The following is a 19361-nucleotide window of genomic DNA, read 5'->3' as shown; positions in this document are numbered from 1 at the left end:
TCTGAAGCTGCTGCGGGCTCTGATATACTGCGGCGTTTTCGATCACAGTGAAATCAGAGGTAGTGGTGACGCCAGACTATATCGACCGTTTTGGTGGGATAGGCCGTTTATATGGTATCGCCGGGCTGCAACGCCTGGCGGCCGCGCGGGTATGTGTTGTTGGTATCGGCGGTGTTGGTACCTGGGCTGCTGAAGCGCTGGCGCGTTCCGGTGTTGGTGCCATTACCCTGATTGATCTCGACGATGTTTGCGTCACCAATACCAATCGACAAATTCATGCCATGGCTAATACTGTTGGCCAGATGAAAGTACTGGCCATGAAAGAGCGAATTCTGCAAATCAATCCGGAATGTCAGGTATCGGCTATCGAAGGTTTTCTGACCGCCAGTAACATGGAAAGTCTGTTGCTTGCTGCTGATGAAGCGCCTTATGACTATGTGATTGACTGTATCGACAGCGTCAAGAACAAGGCGGCGTTGTTGGCCTTCTGCAAGCGTCGCAAGTTACGGGTGGTGACCACTGGCGCAGCCGGTGGCCAGACCGATCCTACCCAGATCCAGATTGCCGACCTCAACAAAACCACCAATGATCCTCTTGCTCGCAAGGTGCGCTCCCTGTTGCGACGTGAATATAATTTCTCTCGCAATCCTTCCCGCAATTATTCGATTCCCTGTGTTTTTTCCACTGAACAGCTGGTTTATCCGCAACCGGATGGCTCCGTCTGCCAAATGAAATCCTTCGACGGCGACAGTACCCGGCTGGATTGCTCATCCGGCTTTGGTTCCGCCACCATGGTGACAGGTACCTTTGGGTTTGTGGCTGCTTCCAGAGTGGTTAAGCGCATTGCCGAGGCGGCTGGTAAAAAGAGCTGAGCAGGTTGGCCTGGCTGGAGAACCCAGGCAGGCCATGCCGAGACTGAAAACTGTTGGACTTTATCGGCGTTGAGCTTATTGTTGTACAGGCTTTGTATAACAAAAGTTCTTCAGGAGGTCGTGATGACTTACTCCTCTCGCATGCGCCGACATACCCGTCAACGAATCCCCCAGCCACTTGATCGTAGCAGTCGTGCGATTGCCATTACCCGGGAAACCGGGAATGCACCGTCGCTGTCACGTTTGTCAGCTGGTTTGCTGATGGCTCTGGTGCTGCTGTGGCTGTCACTGCTGGCGTTCAATTCCCAGGCGCAAGGCAACAACGCGGCTTGTCCGGAGCTGTTCAACCAGGATATGAAGCAGTTGCACAGCAGCAAGGTGTTGAATCTCTGTGAGGTTGCTGCAGGCCATCCCGTGTTGCTGGTGAATACTGCCAGCCATTGCGGTTTTACTGGCCAGTTTGAAGATCTGGAAAAGATTCACGAGCAGTTTGCCGATAAGGGACTGGTTGTGATTGGCGTCGCGTCAGACAGTTTTGATCAGGAGGCGGATACTGAAGCAGAAGCTGCAGATATTTGCTTCAAGAATTTTGGGGTGACCTTCACCATGATAGCGCCGGTACCGGTCAAGGGAGAGGATGCCCATCCCCTGTTCAAGGCGGTGGCTGAACAGGCGGGTGCGCCACGCTGGAATTTCTATAAATACCTGATTGATCAGCAGGGCCGGGTGGTGGAATCCTGGAGCAGTTTTGGCGTGCCGGATGAGGATGATCTTAAAGTGGTGTTCTGACCCGTTTGGGTCGTCGGAATAAAAAAAGCCGGGGGAAACCCCGGCAATATCGCTTTGAAGGAAAGCATGTATTTCACGAGCGTGGATGGGCCTCGCAGTTATTAACTTAGCAACGCCAGCCTGGCTCAACACGAACAACCTTCAAATCTTCAAAAGGCTGGCACAATTCGATCAATAAATGATCAGTATTGTGCCAGCAGCACATGTCATTCCCTTGCAATCATGATTCGGTTTGGCGGTTTCAACGCAGCTTCAGCTGCTGCTGGATTGAACGCCAATCAACATATTTGAAATTCTGGCTCTGTTCCGGCATCAGGTTGCGACCATCCTGGACAACCAGCATGCCTTGTGGGTAATCCGCGCCGAGATTGGCGGAGGTCACTGTCAGGCCATCGGTTTCAGAAGCACCATCAATGCCCTTGTCGGCGTTCATGCCAACCCGGAAGCGACCCAGGTACTGGTAGGGCGCATCAGCAGAATAAACGGCGTAGCTGTCGTTGCCCTGGCTGGAAACCACCAGATAGTTGGCATCGGCAGTTTGGTAGATATCCATACCTTCGATATCGGCAACCAGCACGTCACCAACGCCAGCAACCTCGGTCATGGCTGTGCTGGCATCTGGCTCGGCGTCCAGGGTCCAGACGGCACGGTTTTCTTCACCAAGGAACAGGCGCTGGTTGCGGTCGTCAGCGGCGCAGCCTTCTGGTTGGGTAGCCACGGCGAATTGACGTACCAGCTTGCCTTGCCAGCCATTGGCGGAATCAGTGATCTGATACTGCTCAAAATGACCATCTTCGCTGTTGATAATGGTGAAAATGTCGCCTGCCTGGTTCTTATACATACAGAGGCCGTAGACGCTCTTCAGGCTGGTCGGAATCACACCGGCTTCAGCAACCTTGCCGGATTTCGGATCAATGCTGAACATCGAGATACCGATCAGGTCGCGGTGGCTGGCGGTGGCGATGTCCATTGGTTTGCCACGCAGGCTGAAGCCCTGGCGAACGTCGACGTTGTTGACCCGGCCAACAGCCAGTTCCTGTAGCTGCTTGCCCTGCAGGTCATAGACGTTGAGGCTGTGTTTCTTGTTGGTTCCCAGTACCCGGCTTTGTTGCGGGTTGTGTGGGTTAACCCAGATCGCCGGATCGTCAGCAGCATCGCCCAGCGTGCCAACCGGGTCGGTTTCCTGGCTGGCGGCAATATTGACGATATGGCTGTTATCAACGCTGGCGGCGACCGATGGCAGCTGCAGTGTGACCAGGCTCTTGTCGTGCTTGTTCATGGCACCGCTGAGTTTGCCGTCGCTGAGGCTCAGCAGGGTGTCGATCTTGATGTCTTCCGGCAGCTGCCAGTTACCCAGATACTGACGATCGCTCAAACGGTACTGATGCAGCTGGTTGCTTTTGGCTTCGGCCAGCCACAGGCTGCCTTGTTGAATGCTCAGGGCACCGGCTTCTTCACGGATGTGGCCGAATGGCTGGGTCAGATCGATCATGGCACGGGACGGATCGCTTTCAGCGCGGGCATTCATGGCCCAGACACCGGTGGCCTGTTCACTGATGTAAAGCTGGTCGCGCTGGTCATCCGTCACACAGTATTCGGCGCCAGGTGCGGTGGCAAAGCTGCGCAGCAGGGTGGTTTTCAGGCTGGCTTTGGGGCCCTTGCCGTCAACCGACAGCATCAGCTGTTGGGCGGTGGCGGATTCATCCAGCAGGAACAGTTGCAGGGCATCACCTTGTGGCGCGTACAGACACAGGCCTTCCAGCGGTTGGGTAACCACAGGGCCAAGGGCATCCTGTTGCAGTTCATAACGGCTGTTGAGTGTCAGCAGGTGCAGGCGTTGCTGATCATCCAGGCTGATGACCTTGATTTGTTCACCATGTTGTTTGGCATCGAGAAATTCACCGCTCCAGTTGCCTTGCCAGATGTCAGCACGATTGCTGCCTTGCTGACCCAGCTGAATCGGGGCATCCGGGCCAACTGACAGCCAGTGGCTGTCATCCAGCATCAACAGGTGTTCACCTCTGGCGCTGGCAGGCTGGCTGGACAGTGAGTGATGGTTGTCGCTGGCTGGTTGGCTGGCACAGCCAGCCAGTGCTGCAGCCAGCAGGCTGCACGCGCCCAGCGTGGCGGGACGGGCGTTTGCAAATAATTTCATAATCTATTCTCTGACGATATGCGAAGTCGTGCATGGGCCAATCGCTGACAAGCGTGTCAGCGGTTGGCGAGGTCATCCCTGACCGGGCTGGATCAGAAGCTGTTGAAGCTCACGCCCAGGCTGTAGGTGGTGCCGTAGGTTTCGTACTGGGCGTTGTACTTGTTGCTGCCCTGGTACATGTAGTAAGGCTCGTCAGTCAGGTTGGCAGCCTTGAAGCGAACCTTGACCTGCTCGGATACCTTGTAGGAGGCGTTGAAGTCGACCTGGGTCTGAGCGGCCTGGCGAATGTCTTCGCTGCTGTCTTCGTAGTTGCCAACTTCATCCAGGTAAGAGGACTTGTAGTTGGCTGCCAGACGCAGGCTGATGGTGTCGTTTTCATAGCCGACCATCAGGTTGCCGGTGGTATCAGACTGTTTTGGCAGGCTGATCGTGCGTTCAACCGTGCCTTCATCATCCTGATTGGAAATCCTGGCTTTGGAGTCAACGAAGGTCACGTTGGCAGCCAGCAAGAGGCCATTAAATGGTGCCGGCAGCATGTCGAACTGCTGTGAGTACGCCAGTTCCAGACCTTTCACGGTAGCGGATTCGCCGTTGTGATAGGTGGTGGTCGTGGTGCTGTCTTCGCCAGCCAATGCGTTGTAGTAGGCGTCGTTGTAGACATCGGTCTCGTAAGCGAAGTTATCGATGCTCTTATAGAAGGCAAATGCGGAAATCGTACCGGCGTTACCCATAAAGTGCTCGATACCCAGGTCGATGTTGCTGGATTCCAGCGCTTTCAGGTTCGGGTTACCGGCTTCCAGCTCATCACCGTCAATGACAACGTTCGGGCGGATCATTTCGAAGGTTGGACGTACCACCGAGTTGGTCCAGGCGGCACGAACCTGGGTGTCGGCATCCAGTTCATACTTGGCCAGCAAGGCTGGCAAGGTGTGGCTGTAGTCGTTTGTGAAATTGATACGAGACAGGTCGCCGTTGCTCAGCTCATAACCCTTGCTCTTCTGTTTGGTGGCTTCATGACGGAAACCACCAATCAGTTGCAACTGATCCAGCTCGATTTTGCCCATCAGGTAGGCGGCATTGATGTCTTCTTCAATGGTGTAGTCCTCGATGAAGGAGTCTTCCAGACCTTCTTCAACGGCAGTTGCTTCGGCGGCAGCATCAGAAGCCAGCGCGTTCATCAGGCCACGGACCTTGCTCTTGCTCAGTGCCGGGCCAAATTTGCCCAGACTGTAGTCGGCATTGCCATCGACATAGTCAGACATGGAGACGTCGTCAGCTTCGTACTTGCGAATATCGACGTCCATTTCCTTTTTACGGCTGGAGGTCTTGCCACCAAACTTGATCAGTGCCGGGTAGTCGGCAATCATCAGATCGCGGGTGATGTCGATGCTGAATACATTCAGGTCGTCGGTGGTTTTACTTTTGACGCGTTCGATTTCGTCGAGCTCAAAGTTGGACGCATCATACAGCTCGTCGCCAAACAGAATTGGCTTGCGGGAACCGTTAAAACCGATGCTGTCAACGTCGGCAGTAAAGACCGCACTGTCCATGGAATCCGGCTCGTTTTCCTCCGCATGAGAGAGTCCGAGATCGTATTCAACGGTCCAGTCGTTAATGTAGTGCTCGCCACCCAGGGTAACCGCGGTGATTTTCTGGGTTTCAGTACGATCTTTCAGCTCACGGGCCACTTCTGCAGCTCCGGTTTCACCAGCGGTGCGAGCTTCGGTTTCTTCATCGGCATCGAGGAATTCAGCAACCAGTGCCTGACGTTGTTCCTCGTCAGAAAACTCTGAGTACAGGGTACGCAGGTGGAAGGCGTTATTGAGGTCGTGTTCGTAGTCGATGTTGATGGCAGCGCCTTTACGCTCACGGTTGATGGTGTAGTCACGCATCTCCATTTCTTCCAGACCATCACCGTCCCAGGCACCGCCGGTTTCGGTGTTTTCGGAACCGAAGTCACGGCTTTCATAGCTGGCAGCGGCAGCAATACCTAGACGACGATCACCGCCCAGTTCGAAGGTTGTACCACCACCCAGCGACAGTTTCGGGTTGTTGTCGTCCGTCAGCTCAACATGGCTGTATTCAACATCCGCGCTGTAGAAAGTACCTTCGCGGTCGAGTGCCGAAATACTTTCAATTTCGATGGCGCCACCAATGGAGTTGGCGTCCATATCCGGGGTCAGTGACTTGGTTACGACCAGTGAGCTGATCAGGTTGGATGGGATGACGTCCAGCGCGACAGAACGGGTACCGGCTTCTGGTGCCGGAATCTGGGTACCATTCACGGATACGGAGTTGTAGTCAGCACCCATACCACGGACGCGGACAAAGCGGCCTTCGCCCTGGTCACGTTCGATCGACAGGCCAGGAATACGTTGCAGTGCTTCAGCGGCGTTGGCATCCGGCAGTTCACCGATGGCGTCGGCGTTAACGGCGCTGACGATCTGGTCAGAATAGCGCTGACGGTCAATCGCACGCTGCATCTGGGCGGCCTGGCCAACGACCAGAACCTCGTCGATCATGTTGTTGCCTTCGTTAACAATAACGGCGGCGTTGGTCACTTCATCGTCAGCAACTGTGATGGTGCGGCTGTCGATCACCTTGTCACCCATACGGATGGTGAGGGTGTAGCTGCCTGCTGGAATCTGTGGCAGACGGAAACGACCACCTTGCTCGGCCAGCACTTCACGTTTGGCTTCTTCCAAACGTACCACGGCGCCTTTGTAAACAGTCTGGCTGGCGGCATCAACGATGCGGCCTTCAACAGTGCCGTCGGCATGGGCCAGAGCGGCAGTGGCCAGAGCAATGCTCACAGCCAGAGGTTTCATCATGGGTTTCACTCTATGCTCTCCAGGTAGTTCTTTTATCTCAGGCGTCGTTGGGTGCGGCTGGCCTGAATGGTCACTTGATGGACGAGCGCAAACTAGAAACTGATTATGACAGTTCTGTTACTGTGATTTTGGTGAGGCCGTCAGGGCTGGTGAAAACAAGGATTTTTGACCGTCCAACGTCTGTAGGTGATCCAAATTGACCCCCAAATTGACCCGTATTGGAATCAGCTCTGCTGCTCCGGCGTGAACCCGCCTGAAACTGACGGGCTTGATGTTTACTGGGCTGGTCTTGCTGTCATAAAAAATTCATCGAAATCGGGCCGGATTTGAATGAGCTAATTTGACCCCCGCGGGTTTCCTCCGGGGTCTTCATGGTTTAATGCCCGCCATTGAGACGGCGCAGCACTTTCACTGGTTAAACGCCGTGATGGCTATGGTTTGTATGAGTTCGGCTTATGAGTATGTTCACTAACCTGGGATTACATCGTCAGAAACTGGTGCTGATCTTTGGTCTGGCACTGAGTGGACTGGTTGGTTTTCTGCTGGTCGGAACGCCCAAGACCCTGGCTGAAATCGACTGGCTCGATGTGGTGGGCGAAGGTGGCTCAGCACTGGCGCTGGCGGTCTGGATGATGCTGATCATTGGCAGCCGCCCGGCTGGTCGGGTGACTGACCTGTTGACGCTGGGCCTGGGTTTTATGTTTCTCGCCATGTGGCAGGACAACCTCGACGAATTTATTCGTTTACCCGGTGAGGTGTTCTGGGATCACTGGCTTGAATCCGGCGCCATGCCAATCGGTGTTGCCTTGCTGACGTATGGTCTGGTGCACTGGCACAAGGAACAGCTGAGTATTAATCAGCAATTACGCAAGCGTGAACGGTTGTTCCGGGAGCACCGATTTGTCGACAACCTCACCCAGCTGGGGCGAGTTGGTTATTTGCGGGAGCAGCTGCAGGCGGTGTTTGGGCCACAACAGCAGCTGGTGCTGTTGATGGTTGATATTGATAATTTTGCCGACGTTAACCGACTCCATGGCCACCGCGAAGGTGATGCCATGTTGCATGAAATTTCCGAATTGTTACTGCTCAATTTACGCCAGAATGATCTGGTTTGCCGTTATGCTGCCGATCGTTTTGCAGTGCTGCTACCCGATACGGATTCTGACCGTGGTCGCCAGTTGGGTGAGGAGTTGGCGGGTGCGGTGAAACATTTTGCCTATAAGCACAAGACGACGGGGGAAAGCCTGTACCAGACCGTCAGTATCGGTCTGGCCTCGTGGCAGGGCGAAACCGCCGAGCAATTGATCCAGCGGGCTAACCTGGCCTTGCAGCAGGCCAAGTCCAGTAACGGTTTTGCAGAGGCCGCCTGAGATGACGTCAGCGACGCTCTGGTACGAAAGTGACGAACGCATCTTTGCTGCCCATCACCAGCCTGCCATGCTGATTGATATGCTGCGCTCGCGGGATATCTGCAGTCACAAGATTCTGCGTGGTACCGGGTTGTTTTATGAAGACTTGCTGGCAGGCCAGGTATTGATCTCTGAAAACCAGGGGCTGGCACTGGTGGCTAACGCTGGCAAGTTATCCAATGAGCCGGAAATCTCGTTCCGCTGGGGATCATCCTGGTGGCCCGGTCATTATGGTGCTCCAAGTGCCTTGCTCGGCAACGCCGGTTGCTTGCGGGATGCACTGGATGCCCTCAGCAATCACAGGGTGCAGTTATCGCCCTGGGCAGTACCGCATATCCAGACCGATGATCGCTACTGTTATGTTTATTGGCTGACTCTTTCGGAAGCGTCGGCCAGTCCTTTTCTGATCGAAGCCGCGATGAGTGCGTTGGCCTCCTACAGCCGTTGGATGAGTGGCGAACGGTCGCCGTGGCGGTTTGGTTTTGCCTATAGTCGGCCGACCTACGATGAGCAATACACAGTGAATCTGGGCGATCAGCTGGCCTTTGATCTTGGCGTTAACGTCATGTTTATCGAGCGGCAATGGATCGACAAACCCTGGAGTCGTGGTTCAGAAACTGCCCGCCAGGCTGCCTGGAGAGAATCACTGCTGCTGACAGATCGGGCCAAAGTCAGTTTGGCCGAACATGTCTATCAGCTGTTACTGCGGCACGTGCAGGAGCCGGTTTCCTTGCCGGATGTGGCGGATATGCTGGCGATGAGCTCGGCAACGCTGAAACGCAAGCTGGGTAAACAGGGCTGTCGGTTCCAGCAGTTGCAGGATCAGGCGCGCTTGCAAATGAGTTTGTATTTGTTGCATGTACGGGGCTGGAACAACGAGCAGGTGGCGGCTCATCTGAATTTCAATGACAGCACCAACTTCCGTCGCGCTTTCAAGCGCTGGGTGGGCGTGACTCCCAGTGACGCTCGCAGTCGCGTCAGTTTGTTTGAACCATTGATTGGCTGAGACGGGAATTCATTTCCCGCCGCAGCACGCACTTCTTATTGCAGCTGACTGGTACTGGTCACCATGGTAACCGGGTACACTGCGGCTTTTTTCAGCGTTGGGTTCAGCGCCAGCATTTCCGTCCCCAGTTTACCGAGGGTTTTGGAACGGTTGGATGGCGACGGGTGAGTGCTCATGAATTCCGGCGTGCTGCCACCGGCGGCTTTTTTCATTTTTTCCCACAGGCTGACAGCTGCCGCCGGGTTGTAACCTGCACGGGCGGCCAGCTCAATACCAATGCGGTCGGCTTCGGTTTCCGCAGTGCGGCTGTTGGGCAATTGCAGTGCGTATTTGGCGGCCAACGCAGTGCCGCTCAATGCATACTGGTTGTTTTCCGTAGCGGCAGCGGTGGCCTGCAGACCGGCGTTGATCAGCACTGCACGGGACATCTGTTCGGCTGTATGGTTAGCCAGTGCGTGGGAAATTTCATGGCCCATGATCTGGGCTATTTCGTCATCGGTGAGGTCGAGCTTGTCGATAATGCCTGTGTAGATGGCCATGCGGCCGCCAGCCATACACCAGGCGTTCAGTGTTTCGGCATCGTCAATCACCGCAACGCTCCAGCTCCAGTTGGCGGTTTTGGGAAACTTCGCCACCGCTTCGGTGACCAGACGGCCGGTAATGGTTTTGATGCGGTTGAGGGTTTTGCTGTCGGTAACCAGCTTGCCTTCGGTGCCCAATTCGCCAACCGTGGAAACATAAGCGCTTTTGGATTCAGTGATGGCCTGATCCGGGGTGACCACCATCAGTTGGGAACGGCCGGTCGGGCTGGTGGAACAGCCAGCCAGCAAGGCACCAGTAAGGGTGACGGAAAGTGCCAGTGGCAGCAGACGAGGACGGTGTAAATTCTGTGACATGATCGAATTCCGGTTTCTAATGAAGTGTCAGATGACGTAAACAAGAGTCTCAGTCTAAAGTTATTTGGCGGGATGCTGAAGTCCGATACGCTTTTCCCTCACTGTTGTCACGAGACTGTTATACTCCGCGCAAATTTATCGAGAGGTTGATCTGTGTTTACCGAATTTTCCCTAAATCCACGTTTGCTGCTGGGTCTTGAGCAACTGTCTATCGACACCCCGACGGATGTGCAGCAGGCGGTTATCCCGCTGGCGCTGGCAGGCAAGGATGTTCAGGTATGCGCAGAAACCGGTAGTGGTAAAACCCTGGCTTATTTGTTGCCAGCCATGCAGGCAATGCTGGAAACTCCGGCGCCTGATTCTGCTACCCGGATGCTGATTCTGCTGCCAACCCGTGAGCTGGCCCAGCAGGTGTTCAAGGTTGCCGAGCATTTCTGCAGTCTGGTGCAGTTGAATGTGGGCTTGCTGACCGGTGGTCAGGAGTTCCAGTATCAGGCCGCCCTGTTGCGCAAGAATCCGGAAATTGTGGTGGCCACGCCGGGTCGTCTGGTTGATCACCTCAAGCGTGAAACCTGTGTGCTGAGCGATCTGGAATTCCTGATTCTTGACGAAGCTGACCGTATGCTCGACATGGGTTTTGCCGAAGACATGGATATTATCCGTCAGGCCTGTGGCAGTGAGCGTCAGACCATGCTGCTGTCGGCGACCCTGCGTCACGAAGGTGTGGTGCGGATTGCCAAAACCCTGCTGCGTGAGCCGGAAGCCATTACCACCCGTTCGATTCAGGATCAGCACGAAAAGATCCAGCAGCAGCGCATTCTGGCTGACGACAACGCTCACAAGGATCGTTTGCTGGTCTGGCTGCTGGCCAATGAGCAATACGACAAGGCGATTATTTTTGCCAACAAGCGCGACGAAGTGCAGCGGCTGGTGGAATTTGTCCGTCGTCATCGTGAAGGTGTGGCCATGCTGCACGGCGAGATGACCCAGGACGAGCGCAAGTACGTGATGCAGCAACTGCGCGAAGGCAAGCGCAACATTCTGATCGCCACCGATGTTGCTGCTCGTGGTCTCGACGTTGAAGGCATGGATCTGGTGATCAACTATGATCTGGCCCGCAAGGCCGATGAATACGTTCACCGTATTGGTCGTACCGGCCGTGCTGATAACATCGGTCGTGCCATTAGTCTGATCGCGCCAAACGAGTGGAACCTCAAGGCCACCATCGAGCGTTATCTGCAGGTGGAAATGGAATCCCGCAAGATTCCAGGTCTGGAAGGTGCCTACAAGGGCCCGAAAAAGCTCAAGGCTTCCGGCAAGGCTGCCAGCACGGTCAAGCGCAAGAAAAAGCCAACCGGCAAAGCGGCTGCGAAGGCCAAGGGTGCCAGCGACAAGAAGCGTAATGGCCCGAGGCCGTCACGTCCAAAGACCGCTGCTGATCGCGGTAATCTGATGGACGGTGAAGGTTTTGCACCGATTCGCCGTAAAAAGCCAGGCGAAAGCTGAGTTTGAGCTGAGCCGGGAACGGACACCAGCGGTGTTTGATAAACACACCGCTGTCGTCTGTGCGGCAGGCTGTTAATTAGTTGCCAAAACGGCCCGCGTTATAATCTGCAATTGCCTGCTGGATTTCTTCCACGGTATTCATCACAAATGGTCCGTAATGAGCGACTGGCTCTTGCAGCGGACGACCGCTTAACAGCAGCAGGCGACAGTCCTGTTCGGCTTCCAGCACAATCTGATCCCCTTCGGTGTTGAACACCACCAGTGCCTTGCCCTGATTCAGACCCTTGAGGTTGCCGTCGTACATAAACGCCATCGCCTGATAACCGGCTTTTAGCGGCAATGTCAGCGACTGGCCAGCAGCAATCTGCACGTCGGCAATGCCGGCGTCGGCCGCCATACGGCTCAACGGCGCACTGAACTGCTCTCCATCAATGGTCCACTGACCAGCGATCAATTTGAGGCTGACACCACTCTGGCTCTGGACTTGTGGAATGTCACTGGCAGGGACATCACGGTAGGCCGGGTCCTGCATTTTTTCGGCAGCTGGCAGGTTAATCCACAGCTGGAAACCGTGCAGGCCGTCCATTTCCAGAGATGGCATTTCCGAGTGAATCACGCCACGACCTGCGGACATCCACTGCGCCCCACCACTGTGAATCATGCCGCGGTTGCCCATATGGTCACGGTGCTCGAGGCCACCCTGAATCAGGTAGGTGAGGGTTTCCATGCCGCGGTGCGGATGCGGCGGAAAGCCACCAATATAGTCATCCGGGTTATCGGAGCGCAGTTCGTCGATCATCAGGAAGGGGTCACTGAGCGCTTCGTTGAACAGCGCGACGCGCTGGATCTTGACGCCATCGCCATCAGAGCTGGCATGGGCGCGGATAAGTTTTTTGTATGCTTGTGTCATGGAAACCTCCTGGTTACGAGACACAATAACCAGTTAGAGGCTTCGAGAAAATCGGATTAATTCGACAAATATGTTCTATTTTGTCGAATTAATCCCGGCTGGATATGGATGGCAACTAGAACTGGGTCTGGGCTTCGATCTGCTCATCGAGGCCCTGCTTGATTGCCTGCTGCAAGGTCGTACAGGTATCGGGGTCGGAATAGGGCTCGCCGTTCTGGTCAACGATGTAGAAAATATCCGACACCTTTTCCCCTTCGGTCAGCAGCTTGGCGCCCTGAATCTGGGCTCCGAACTCCGAGAAAATCGCGCCAACGCGAGCCAGCAGGCCGGGGCGGTCAGCGGCGATAACTTCCAGTACCGTGCGTTGCATAAAAGGATCGTTGCTCATGGTGACCTGGGTTTTCACCGGGAACTGTTTGAGCATGCGTGGAGTGCGACGGCGAATAATGGTGGAATAGTCTTCCGGGTCGTCGAGCGCGTCGATCAGGGCCTGCCTGATGGTCGCCAGTCGTTGTGGGTCCTCGATTGGCTGGTATTGCTCATCCAGCACGATGTAGGTGTCCATCACATTGTTATCGACCTCGGACGTCATAATGCGGGCGTCCTGAATGTTGAGGTTGAGCTGGTCGAGGGTAGCGGTGGTTACGGCAAACAGGTCGATCTGGTCTTTCATATAGATGAAGATCTGGGTGGCACCTTCGAGATCTTCATTGGAGGTCTGGCGAATGCTGACCAGCGGGTTGGGATCGTCACCATGCTGGTGGATCGCCATGGTGTGCCAGACGATGTTATCGAGGTTCTCACGCAGGAAATAATCATCACCGGCATGGCCCCAGATGCTACGGACTGCATCCTGATCAAGACCGGATTGCTTCAGCAGGGCGATGGCGTCTTGCTGGATTTCCTCGATGTAATCTTCCTTGTTGATCGGGTTGGCCAGCCCTCGACGCAAGGCTTGCTGGGTGTTGCGGTACAGTTCGCGCATCTGTTCGGCACGCCAGCTGGTCCACAGCTTCGGATTGGTGGTCACCATGTCGGCCAGGGTAATCAGATACAGCAGGTCGAGGTGATACTGGTCGCCCATCTCGATGGCGAACTGGTGAATATCTTCTGGATTGTTGAGATCCAGCCGTTGCGCTGCGTGCGACATGGTCAGGTGGTTGGCAATCAGCCAGCTGACCATGTGGGTGTCGGTCGGCTTGAGGTTATGCTGGCGGCAGAAATTCTGGGCAATGGTTTCGCCGTTGGCGCAGTGGTCACCTTCAATGGACTTGCCGGTGTCGTGCAGCAGTGCCGCCAGATAGATAACTTCGCGTTTCTGCACCTTGTGAATCAGCTTGGAAGCCAGCGGGTAGTGTTCACGCTGTTCTGAAAAACGCAGCTGACGCAGGAAACGAATCATTCGGAAGCTGTGATCATCGACTGTATGAATGTGCAGCAGGTCGTGCTCCATCATGCCGATGATATGACCAAATTCAGGAATGTAACGACCAAGAATACCGTAGCGCATCATTCGCGACAGTTCGCGCACGACATGATCCTTGTTGCGCATCAACTCCATAAAACAGGCGTTGTTGGCCGGATCGGTGCGATAGGCAAAGTCGATCAGATGGCGGTGATCACGCAGGGCTCGGATGGTGTCGGAGTGGACGCCGAGAATATCGCCGCCATCGACATCTTTCAGATGCGCACACAAAACAAAGACTTTTAACAGCCAGATTGGCTCGCGCGCGAACAGTTCCGGGTCAGTTACTCGCAAATAGCCGTCCTGCAGTACGAAGTACTTGTTCACAATGACCGGTTCGCTGGACTGACCGGCTTTCATGATGTCTTCGTTGAAATGCAGCAGCAGCAGGTCACATAGCTCGGTAGTGGCCAGCTGGTTGCGGTAGAAGCGGGTCATAAAGCGTTCGACGCCAAGTTGTTCGGCGTTGTCTTCAAAACCCAGCAGGCTGGCAACTTCCCGTTGCAGGTCAAACAGCAAACGGTCTTCTTCACGATTGGACAGCATGTGCAGGGCGTAACGCACCTGCCAGAGAAAATGCAGGCTGCTGGCCAGACGTTTGTGCTCAAACGGCGTTAAAAAGCCTTTTTCCAGCAGTGCGGTCAGGCTGCCTTCGCCGAAATAGCGGCTGGTGACCCAGCAAATGGTCTGGATATCCCGCAGCGCCCCCGGAGAGTTTTTAACGTTGGGTTCGAGGTTGTATTCGGGGTCATTGTGCTTGGCGTGGCGGTCGAGCAGTTCACGCCATTTTTCGGCAAAGAAACGGGCTGCTGGCCACATGTTGTCTTCGCGAATGATATGTCTGAGCTGGTAAAACAGTTCCGGGTCGCCTGCCAGTGGCCGGCTTTCCAGCATGTTGGTGATGATGGTGAGATCTTTCTCGGCTTCGGTGAAGCAGTCGTCGAGGGTGCGAACGCTGTGACCAATATCCAGCCGGGTATCCCATAGCAGGGTAATGAACCCCTGCAGGGCTTCGCCATGTTGCTGGATGCTGGCTTCATCACGACACAGCAGCAGTACATCAATATCGGAATGACGCTGTAGCTCGCCGCGGCCATAACCACCAACGGCGATCAGGGCCAGACCTTCAACATCAAGACCCTGATGGATCCACATGGCTTCCAGCAGGGCATCAATCTGGGCTGAACGAAATACTACCGGTGGGGTGGCGTCAAGAGTGGCGCGGAAATAGGCATCGGCTTGCCGTTGGGTTTCGGCCAGAAACTCCTTGATAAAAGGAATCAATGCCCGGCATTCAGCCATCTGGGCTTGCAGGGTTTGCCTGCAAACCGGAGTCAGTTCCGCAACCACCATATCCATCACTTGTTCCAGTATTTCTCGTCCTGGCGGGCAGTCAGCACTTCCACACCGGTTTCAGTGACCAGCAGGGTGTGCTCCCACTGGGCTGATGGTTTGCGGTCTTTGGTGACCACAGTCCAGCCATCTTTCATCAACTTGTTGAAGCGGGTTCCCAGGTTGATCATGGGCTCGATGGTGAAGGTCATGCCGGGCTGCAATTCGAGGCCGGTACCGGCCTTGCCGTAGTGCAGCACCTGGGGCTCTTCGTGGAACACCTTGCCAATACCGTGGCCGCAATACTCACGCACAACAGAGTAGTGGCTGGATTCGGCCAGCTGCTGGATCGCAGCACCAATATCGCCCAGGCGAACGCCGGGTTTGACCATGTCGATGCCGAGGTACAGGCAGTCGCGGGTGATCTCGACCAGACGCTTGTTGGCTGGTGATGGTTCGCCAACGAAAAACATCATACTGGTATCGCCGTGGTAACCGTCCTTGATGACGGTAATGTCGATATTGATGATGTCGCCTTTCTTCAGCAGCTTGTCATCGCTCGGAATACCGTGGCAGATAACCTGATTGATGGAGGTGCAGATCGACTTCGGGAAACCGTTATAGTTAAGCGGCGCAGGAATGGCCTGCTGCACGTTAACAATATAGTCGTGACAGATACGATCCAGTTCGCCGGTGGAAACGCCTGGTACAACGTGGGGACCAATCATCTCGAGGACTTCGGCAGCCAGTCGTCCGGCAACGCGCATTTTCTCGATATCTTCAGCCGTCTTGATTTGAACAGTCATTGAAATACTTGGTAACTCGGTTTGTTTGAACGCCTATTGTATCGGTAGAGCACGCCAGGGTGAATAATCATTATTTGTAATAAGCTGTTGCTATAGACTTAATCGCGCTGGAAAGTCTGCAGCCAAAGTGGTATAAAGCGCGCGCTGAAATTCTTGTACGGACAGGGCAGGTAACTGACCCTGCACCGGCATACAACACACACACGTACCGCAACGGCGTCTCGGGGTGCTGTTTGTTCGCAAGCAGTCGAGTCTCTGGGTATGTGGAGGCCTAACCCAATTATCAAGGTAAGAAAAATGGCACAAGTAAATATGCGTGACCTGCTGAAAGCAGGTGTTCACTTCGGTCACCAGACCCGTTACTGGAACCCAAAGATGGGTCGTTACATCTTTGGTGCTCGTAACAAGATTCACATCATCAACCTGGAGCACACTGTTCCAGCGATGAATGCTGCCCTGGCTCAGATTGAAGGCGTTGCAGCCCGTAACAACAAGGTTCTGTTTGTTGGTACCAAGCGCGCTGCCGGCAAGATCATGAAAGAGCAGGCTGAGCGTTGCAACATGCCTTTCGTTGCTCACCGCTGGTTGGGTGGCATGCTGACCAACTACAAAACCATCCGTCAGTCTATCCGTCGTCTGCGTGACCTCGAAGCGCAACAAAACGATGGTACTTTCGAACAGCTGACCAAAAAAGAAGCCCTGATGCGCAGCCGTGAAATGGAGAAGCTGGAACGCTCCATCGGTGGTATCAAGGAAATGGGTGGTCTGCCAGATATGCTGTTCGTGATCGACGTTGACCACGAGCGTATCGCTGTTCAGGAAGCCAACAAGCTGGGTATCCCGGTTGCTGGTATCGTTGATACCAACTCCAACCCAGACGGTGTTGATTTCGTTATTCCTGGTAACGACGACGCTATCCGCGCTATCCAGATCTACGCTTCTGCCGTTGCAGACGCCGTACTGGAAGGCAAGCAGCAGAATGGTCCTGCAGCGGATGCTTTCGTTGAAGTTGCCGCTGACGCTGAAGAAGCTGCAGCAGAGTAACGCCGCAGTCTGACGTGAAAAAGGGGGCTTGCCCCCTTTTTTTAAAGCAAGAATTTGTAGACAAGTATTTTTAGAGGATTGGGATTATGGCGAACGTATCAGCCGCTCTGGTTAAAGAACTGCGTGAACGCACCGGTCTGGGCATGATGGAGTGTAAGAAAGCCCTGACTGCCAACGATGGCGACATCGAAAAAGCAATCGAAGACCTGCGCAAGAACTCTGGTCTGAAAGCTGCCAAGAAAGCTGATCGTACTGCAGCTGAAGGCAAACTGCGCATTGTGGTTCAGGAAGGTGTTGCTTTCGTTGTTGAAGTTAACTCTGAAACTGACTTCGCTGCCGGTGATTCCAACTTCAATGGCTTCGCTGACAAAGTAGTTGCCAAACTGGTAGAGACTCGTGAAACTGACGTCGCCAAGCTGATGGAAGGCGAGCTGGAAGAAGCTCGTATGGGTCTGGTTCAGAAGATCGGCGAAAACATCACTGTACGTCGTCCAGCTGTAATCGAATCCAGTGTTGTTGGTGCTTACCTGCACTCCAACGGCAAGGTTGGCTGTATCGTTGCCCTGAACGGCGGTAACGAAGAAGTCGCCAAAGACATCGCCATGCACGTAACTGCTGCCAACCCACGTGTGGTTCGCGCAGAAGACATGCCTGCAGACGTTGTTGAGAAAGAGAAAGAAATCATCAAGGCTCAGCCTGATATGGAAGGCAAGCCAGAAGCCATCGTTGAAAAAATGATGGTTGGCCGTATCTCCAAGTTCCTGAAAGAGAACAGCCTGGTAGATCAGCCATTCGTCAAGAACCCAGACCAGACTGTTGGTCAGCTGGCCAAGGAAGCCGGTGCGGAAATCGTTGCTTTCATCCGTATGGAAGTTGGCGAAGGTATCGAAGTTGAACACGTTGACTTCGCTGCTGAGGTAGCTGCACAGCTGAAAGGCTGATTTCTGATTGGGGCAGGCCTGTCCCTGTCCCGATTATTGATATGCCGGGTTTGCCCGGCATATTTGTATCCAGATTAAGCAAATGGAATCGGAGTCGATCATGTCCAAGCAACAAAGTCCCAAATACAAACGCATTCTTCTGAAACTGAGCGGCGAAGCCCTGATGGGTGAGCTGGACTTCGGGATTGATCCCAAGGTGCTCGATCGTATGGCTCTGGAAATTGGCCAGCTGAAGGGAATCGGCGTACAGGTGGGGCTGGTGATTGGTGGTGGTAACCTGTTCCGTGGCAAAAAATTGAGTGAGTCCGGCCTCGATCGCGTGGCGGGAGATCACATGGGCATGCTGGCGACCGTTATGAACGCGCTGGCCATGCGTGATGCGCTGGAGCGCGCCAATATTACCACTCGTGTTATGTCGGCGATTCCGATGAGCGGTGTGGTTGATCATTATGATCGTCGTAGTGCTATTCGGGCACTGGATCAGGGTGACGTGGTTATTTTTGCTGCCGGTACCGGCAATCCTTTCTTTACAACTGATTCTGCAGCCTGTCTGCGTGGTATTGAAATCAATGCTGACGTGGTAATGAAAGCCACCAACGTGGATGGTGTGTATACTGCCGACCCGAAAAAAGATCCTTCGGCAACCAAGTACGACACCCTGACCTATCAGGAAGTACTGGCGAAGGAGCTTGGCGTAATGGACCTGACTGCTATTTGTCTGGCTCGGGACCACAAAATGCCACTGCGTGTATATGACATGAATGAAATGGGTGTGCTGGCCCGTCTGGTTACTGGCGGCAGTGACGGCACCCTGATTGTGAGCGAGGAGAAGTAATAATGATCGAAGATATCAAGAAAGACGCTGAAGACCGCATGCAGAAAAGCGTTGCTGCCTTGCTGGAAGCCTTCAAGCGCGTTCGTACCGGTCGTGCCAATCCGGCTATCCTGGACAATATCAAGGTTGATTATTACGGCACTGAAACTCCGGTTGCCCAGGCTGCCAACGTCATTGTTGAAGATGGCCGTACCCTGGCAATCAACCCATGGGAAAAGAACATGGTGCCTGTGATCGAACGCGCCATTCTGAAATCTGACCTGGGCCTGAACCCGACTACCAATGGCGACACTATCCGCCTGCACATGCCAATGCTGACTGAAGAAACCCGTAAGGATTTCATCAAGCAGGCTCGTGCTGAAGCTGAAAAAGGTCGTGTGTCCGTGCGCAACATCCGTCGTGATGCCAATGGCAGCATCAAGGAACTGTTGAAGGAAAAAATGATTTCCGAAGACGAAGAGCGTGGCGGTGAAGACCAGATCCAGAAACTGACTGACAAATACATCGCTCAGGTGGACGAGCATCTGGCCCAGAAAGAAAAGGATCTGATGCAGGTCTGATTAG

At 54.4% G+C, this 19361-nt stretch carries 15 protein-coding genes; 9 read left to right on the top strand and 6 right to left on the bottom strand.

What is annotated here, in order from left to right:
* Positions 1 to 47: 47 nt before the first annotated feature.
* Both tcdA and K6123_RS16470 read left to right on the top strand, forming a co-directional pair.
* Complete coding sequence (gene tcdA / locus K6123_RS16475; protein ID WP_343224007.1) at positions 48 to 872, top strand: tRNA cyclic N6-threonylcarbamoyladenosine(37) synthase TcdA; 825 nt, start codon at positions 48 to 50, stop codon at positions 870 to 872.
* Positions 873 to 995: 123 nt separating this feature from the next.
* Positions 996 to 1661 carry a glutathione peroxidase gene (locus K6123_RS16470; RefSeq protein ID WP_246624859.1) on the top strand — a complete coding sequence of 222 codons (666 nt, stop codon included), beginning with the start codon at positions 996 to 998 and terminating at the stop codon, positions 1659 to 1661.
* Positions 1662 to 1902: 241 nt separating this feature from the next.
* Here the strand turns inward: K6123_RS16470 and K6123_RS16465 are convergent, their stop codons facing one another.
* Complete coding sequence (locus K6123_RS16465) at positions 1903 to 3816, bottom strand: phytase (RefSeq protein ID WP_221799708.1); 1914 nt, start codon at positions 3814 to 3816, stop codon at positions 1903 to 1905.
* Between the two features lie 92 nt (positions 3817 to 3908).
* Positions 3909 to 6647, bottom strand: a complete 2739-nt coding sequence (locus K6123_RS16460) for a TonB-dependent receptor (protein ID WP_246624858.1) — start codon at positions 6645 to 6647, stop codon at positions 3909 to 3911.
* Between the two features lie 455 nt (positions 6648 to 7102).
* On the opposite strand from K6123_RS16460, the gene K6123_RS16455 reads away from it, so the two are divergent.
* Together K6123_RS16455 and K6123_RS16450 are read left to right on the top strand one after the other, a co-directional pair.
* The gene (locus K6123_RS16455) at positions 7103 to 8017 is read left to right on the top strand and encodes a GGDEF domain-containing protein (RefSeq protein ID WP_221799705.1); all 915 of its coding nucleotides are present in this window, start codon (positions 7103 to 7105) and stop codon (positions 8015 to 8017) included.
* 1 nt (position 8018) lies between these two features.
* Positions 8019 to 9062, top strand: coding sequence for an AraC family transcriptional regulator (locus K6123_RS16450; protein WP_221799703.1), 1044 nt, complete (start codon positions 8019 to 8021; stop codon positions 9060 to 9062).
* 35 nt (positions 9063 to 9097) lie between these two features.
* Here K6123_RS16450 and K6123_RS16445 read toward each other — a convergent pair whose 3' ends face one another.
* Complete coding sequence (locus tag K6123_RS16445; protein ID WP_246624857.1) at positions 9098 to 9958, bottom strand: M48 family metallopeptidase; 861 nt, start codon at positions 9956 to 9958, stop codon at positions 9098 to 9100.
* A 153-nt stretch (positions 9959 to 10111) separates the two neighbouring features.
* On the opposite strand from K6123_RS16445, the gene K6123_RS16440 reads away from it, so the two are divergent.
* On the top strand, positions 10112 to 11464 hold the full coding sequence (locus K6123_RS16440) for a DEAD/DEAH box helicase (protein ID WP_221799701.1): 1353 nt from the start codon (positions 10112 to 10114) through the stop codon (positions 11462 to 11464).
* A gap of 76 nt (positions 11465 to 11540) precedes the next feature.
* On the opposite strand, the gene K6123_RS16435 is transcribed toward K6123_RS16440, so the two are convergent.
* From K6123_RS16435 to map, 3 genes are all read right to left on the bottom strand, one after another.
* Positions 11541 to 12374, bottom strand: a complete 834-nt coding sequence (locus K6123_RS16435; RefSeq protein ID WP_221799699.1) for a pirin family protein — start codon at positions 12372 to 12374, stop codon at positions 11541 to 11543.
* A 115-nt stretch (positions 12375 to 12489) separates the two neighbouring features.
* On the bottom strand, positions 12490 to 15198 hold the full coding sequence (glnD, locus tag K6123_RS16430) for a [protein-PII] uridylyltransferase (protein WP_246624856.1): 2709 nt from the start codon (positions 15196 to 15198) through the stop codon (positions 12490 to 12492).
* Positions 15198 to 15977, bottom strand: coding sequence for a type I methionyl aminopeptidase (map, locus tag K6123_RS16425; protein ID WP_221799696.1), 780 nt, complete (start codon positions 15975 to 15977; stop codon positions 15198 to 15200). Before map ends, glnD begins: the two co-directional genes overlap by 1 nt.
* 297 nt (positions 15978 to 16274) lie before the next feature.
* Between map and rpsB the strand changes: the two genes are divergently transcribed.
* From rpsB to frr, 4 genes are all read left to right on the top strand, one after another.
* A complete protein-coding gene (gene rpsB / locus K6123_RS16420; RefSeq protein ID WP_221799694.1) occupies positions 16275 to 17021 on the top strand; it encodes a 30S ribosomal protein S2 in 747 nt (248 codons plus the stop codon).
* Positions 17022 to 17107: 86 nt separating this feature from the next.
* Positions 17108 to 17962 (top strand): translation elongation factor Ts, encoded by an 855-nt coding sequence (tsf, locus tag K6123_RS16415; RefSeq protein WP_221799692.1) that lies wholly within the window; start codon positions 17108 to 17110, stop codon positions 17960 to 17962.
* A 100-nt stretch (positions 17963 to 18062) separates the two neighbouring features.
* Positions 18063 to 18797 carry a UMP kinase gene (gene pyrH / locus K6123_RS16410; protein ID WP_221799690.1) on the top strand — a complete coding sequence of 245 codons (735 nt, stop codon included), beginning with the start codon at positions 18063 to 18065 and terminating at the stop codon, positions 18795 to 18797.
* A 2-nt stretch (positions 18798 to 18799) separates the two neighbouring features.
* Positions 18800 to 19357, top strand: coding sequence for a ribosome recycling factor (gene frr, locus K6123_RS16405; protein ID WP_221799688.1), 558 nt, complete (start codon positions 18800 to 18802; stop codon positions 19355 to 19357).
* Positions 19358 to 19361: the final 4 nt, after the last annotated feature.

Origin of the sequence: Oceanobacter mangrovi (assembly GCF_019740315.1) — a bacterium.
GTDB classification, from domain to species: Bacteria; Pseudomonadota; Gammaproteobacteria; order Pseudomonadales; family Oceanobacteraceae; genus Oceanobacter; species Oceanobacter mangrovi.
The sequence above is the reverse complement of the archived record's forward strand: the minus strand, read 5'-3'. Positions and strand labels throughout refer to the sequence as shown.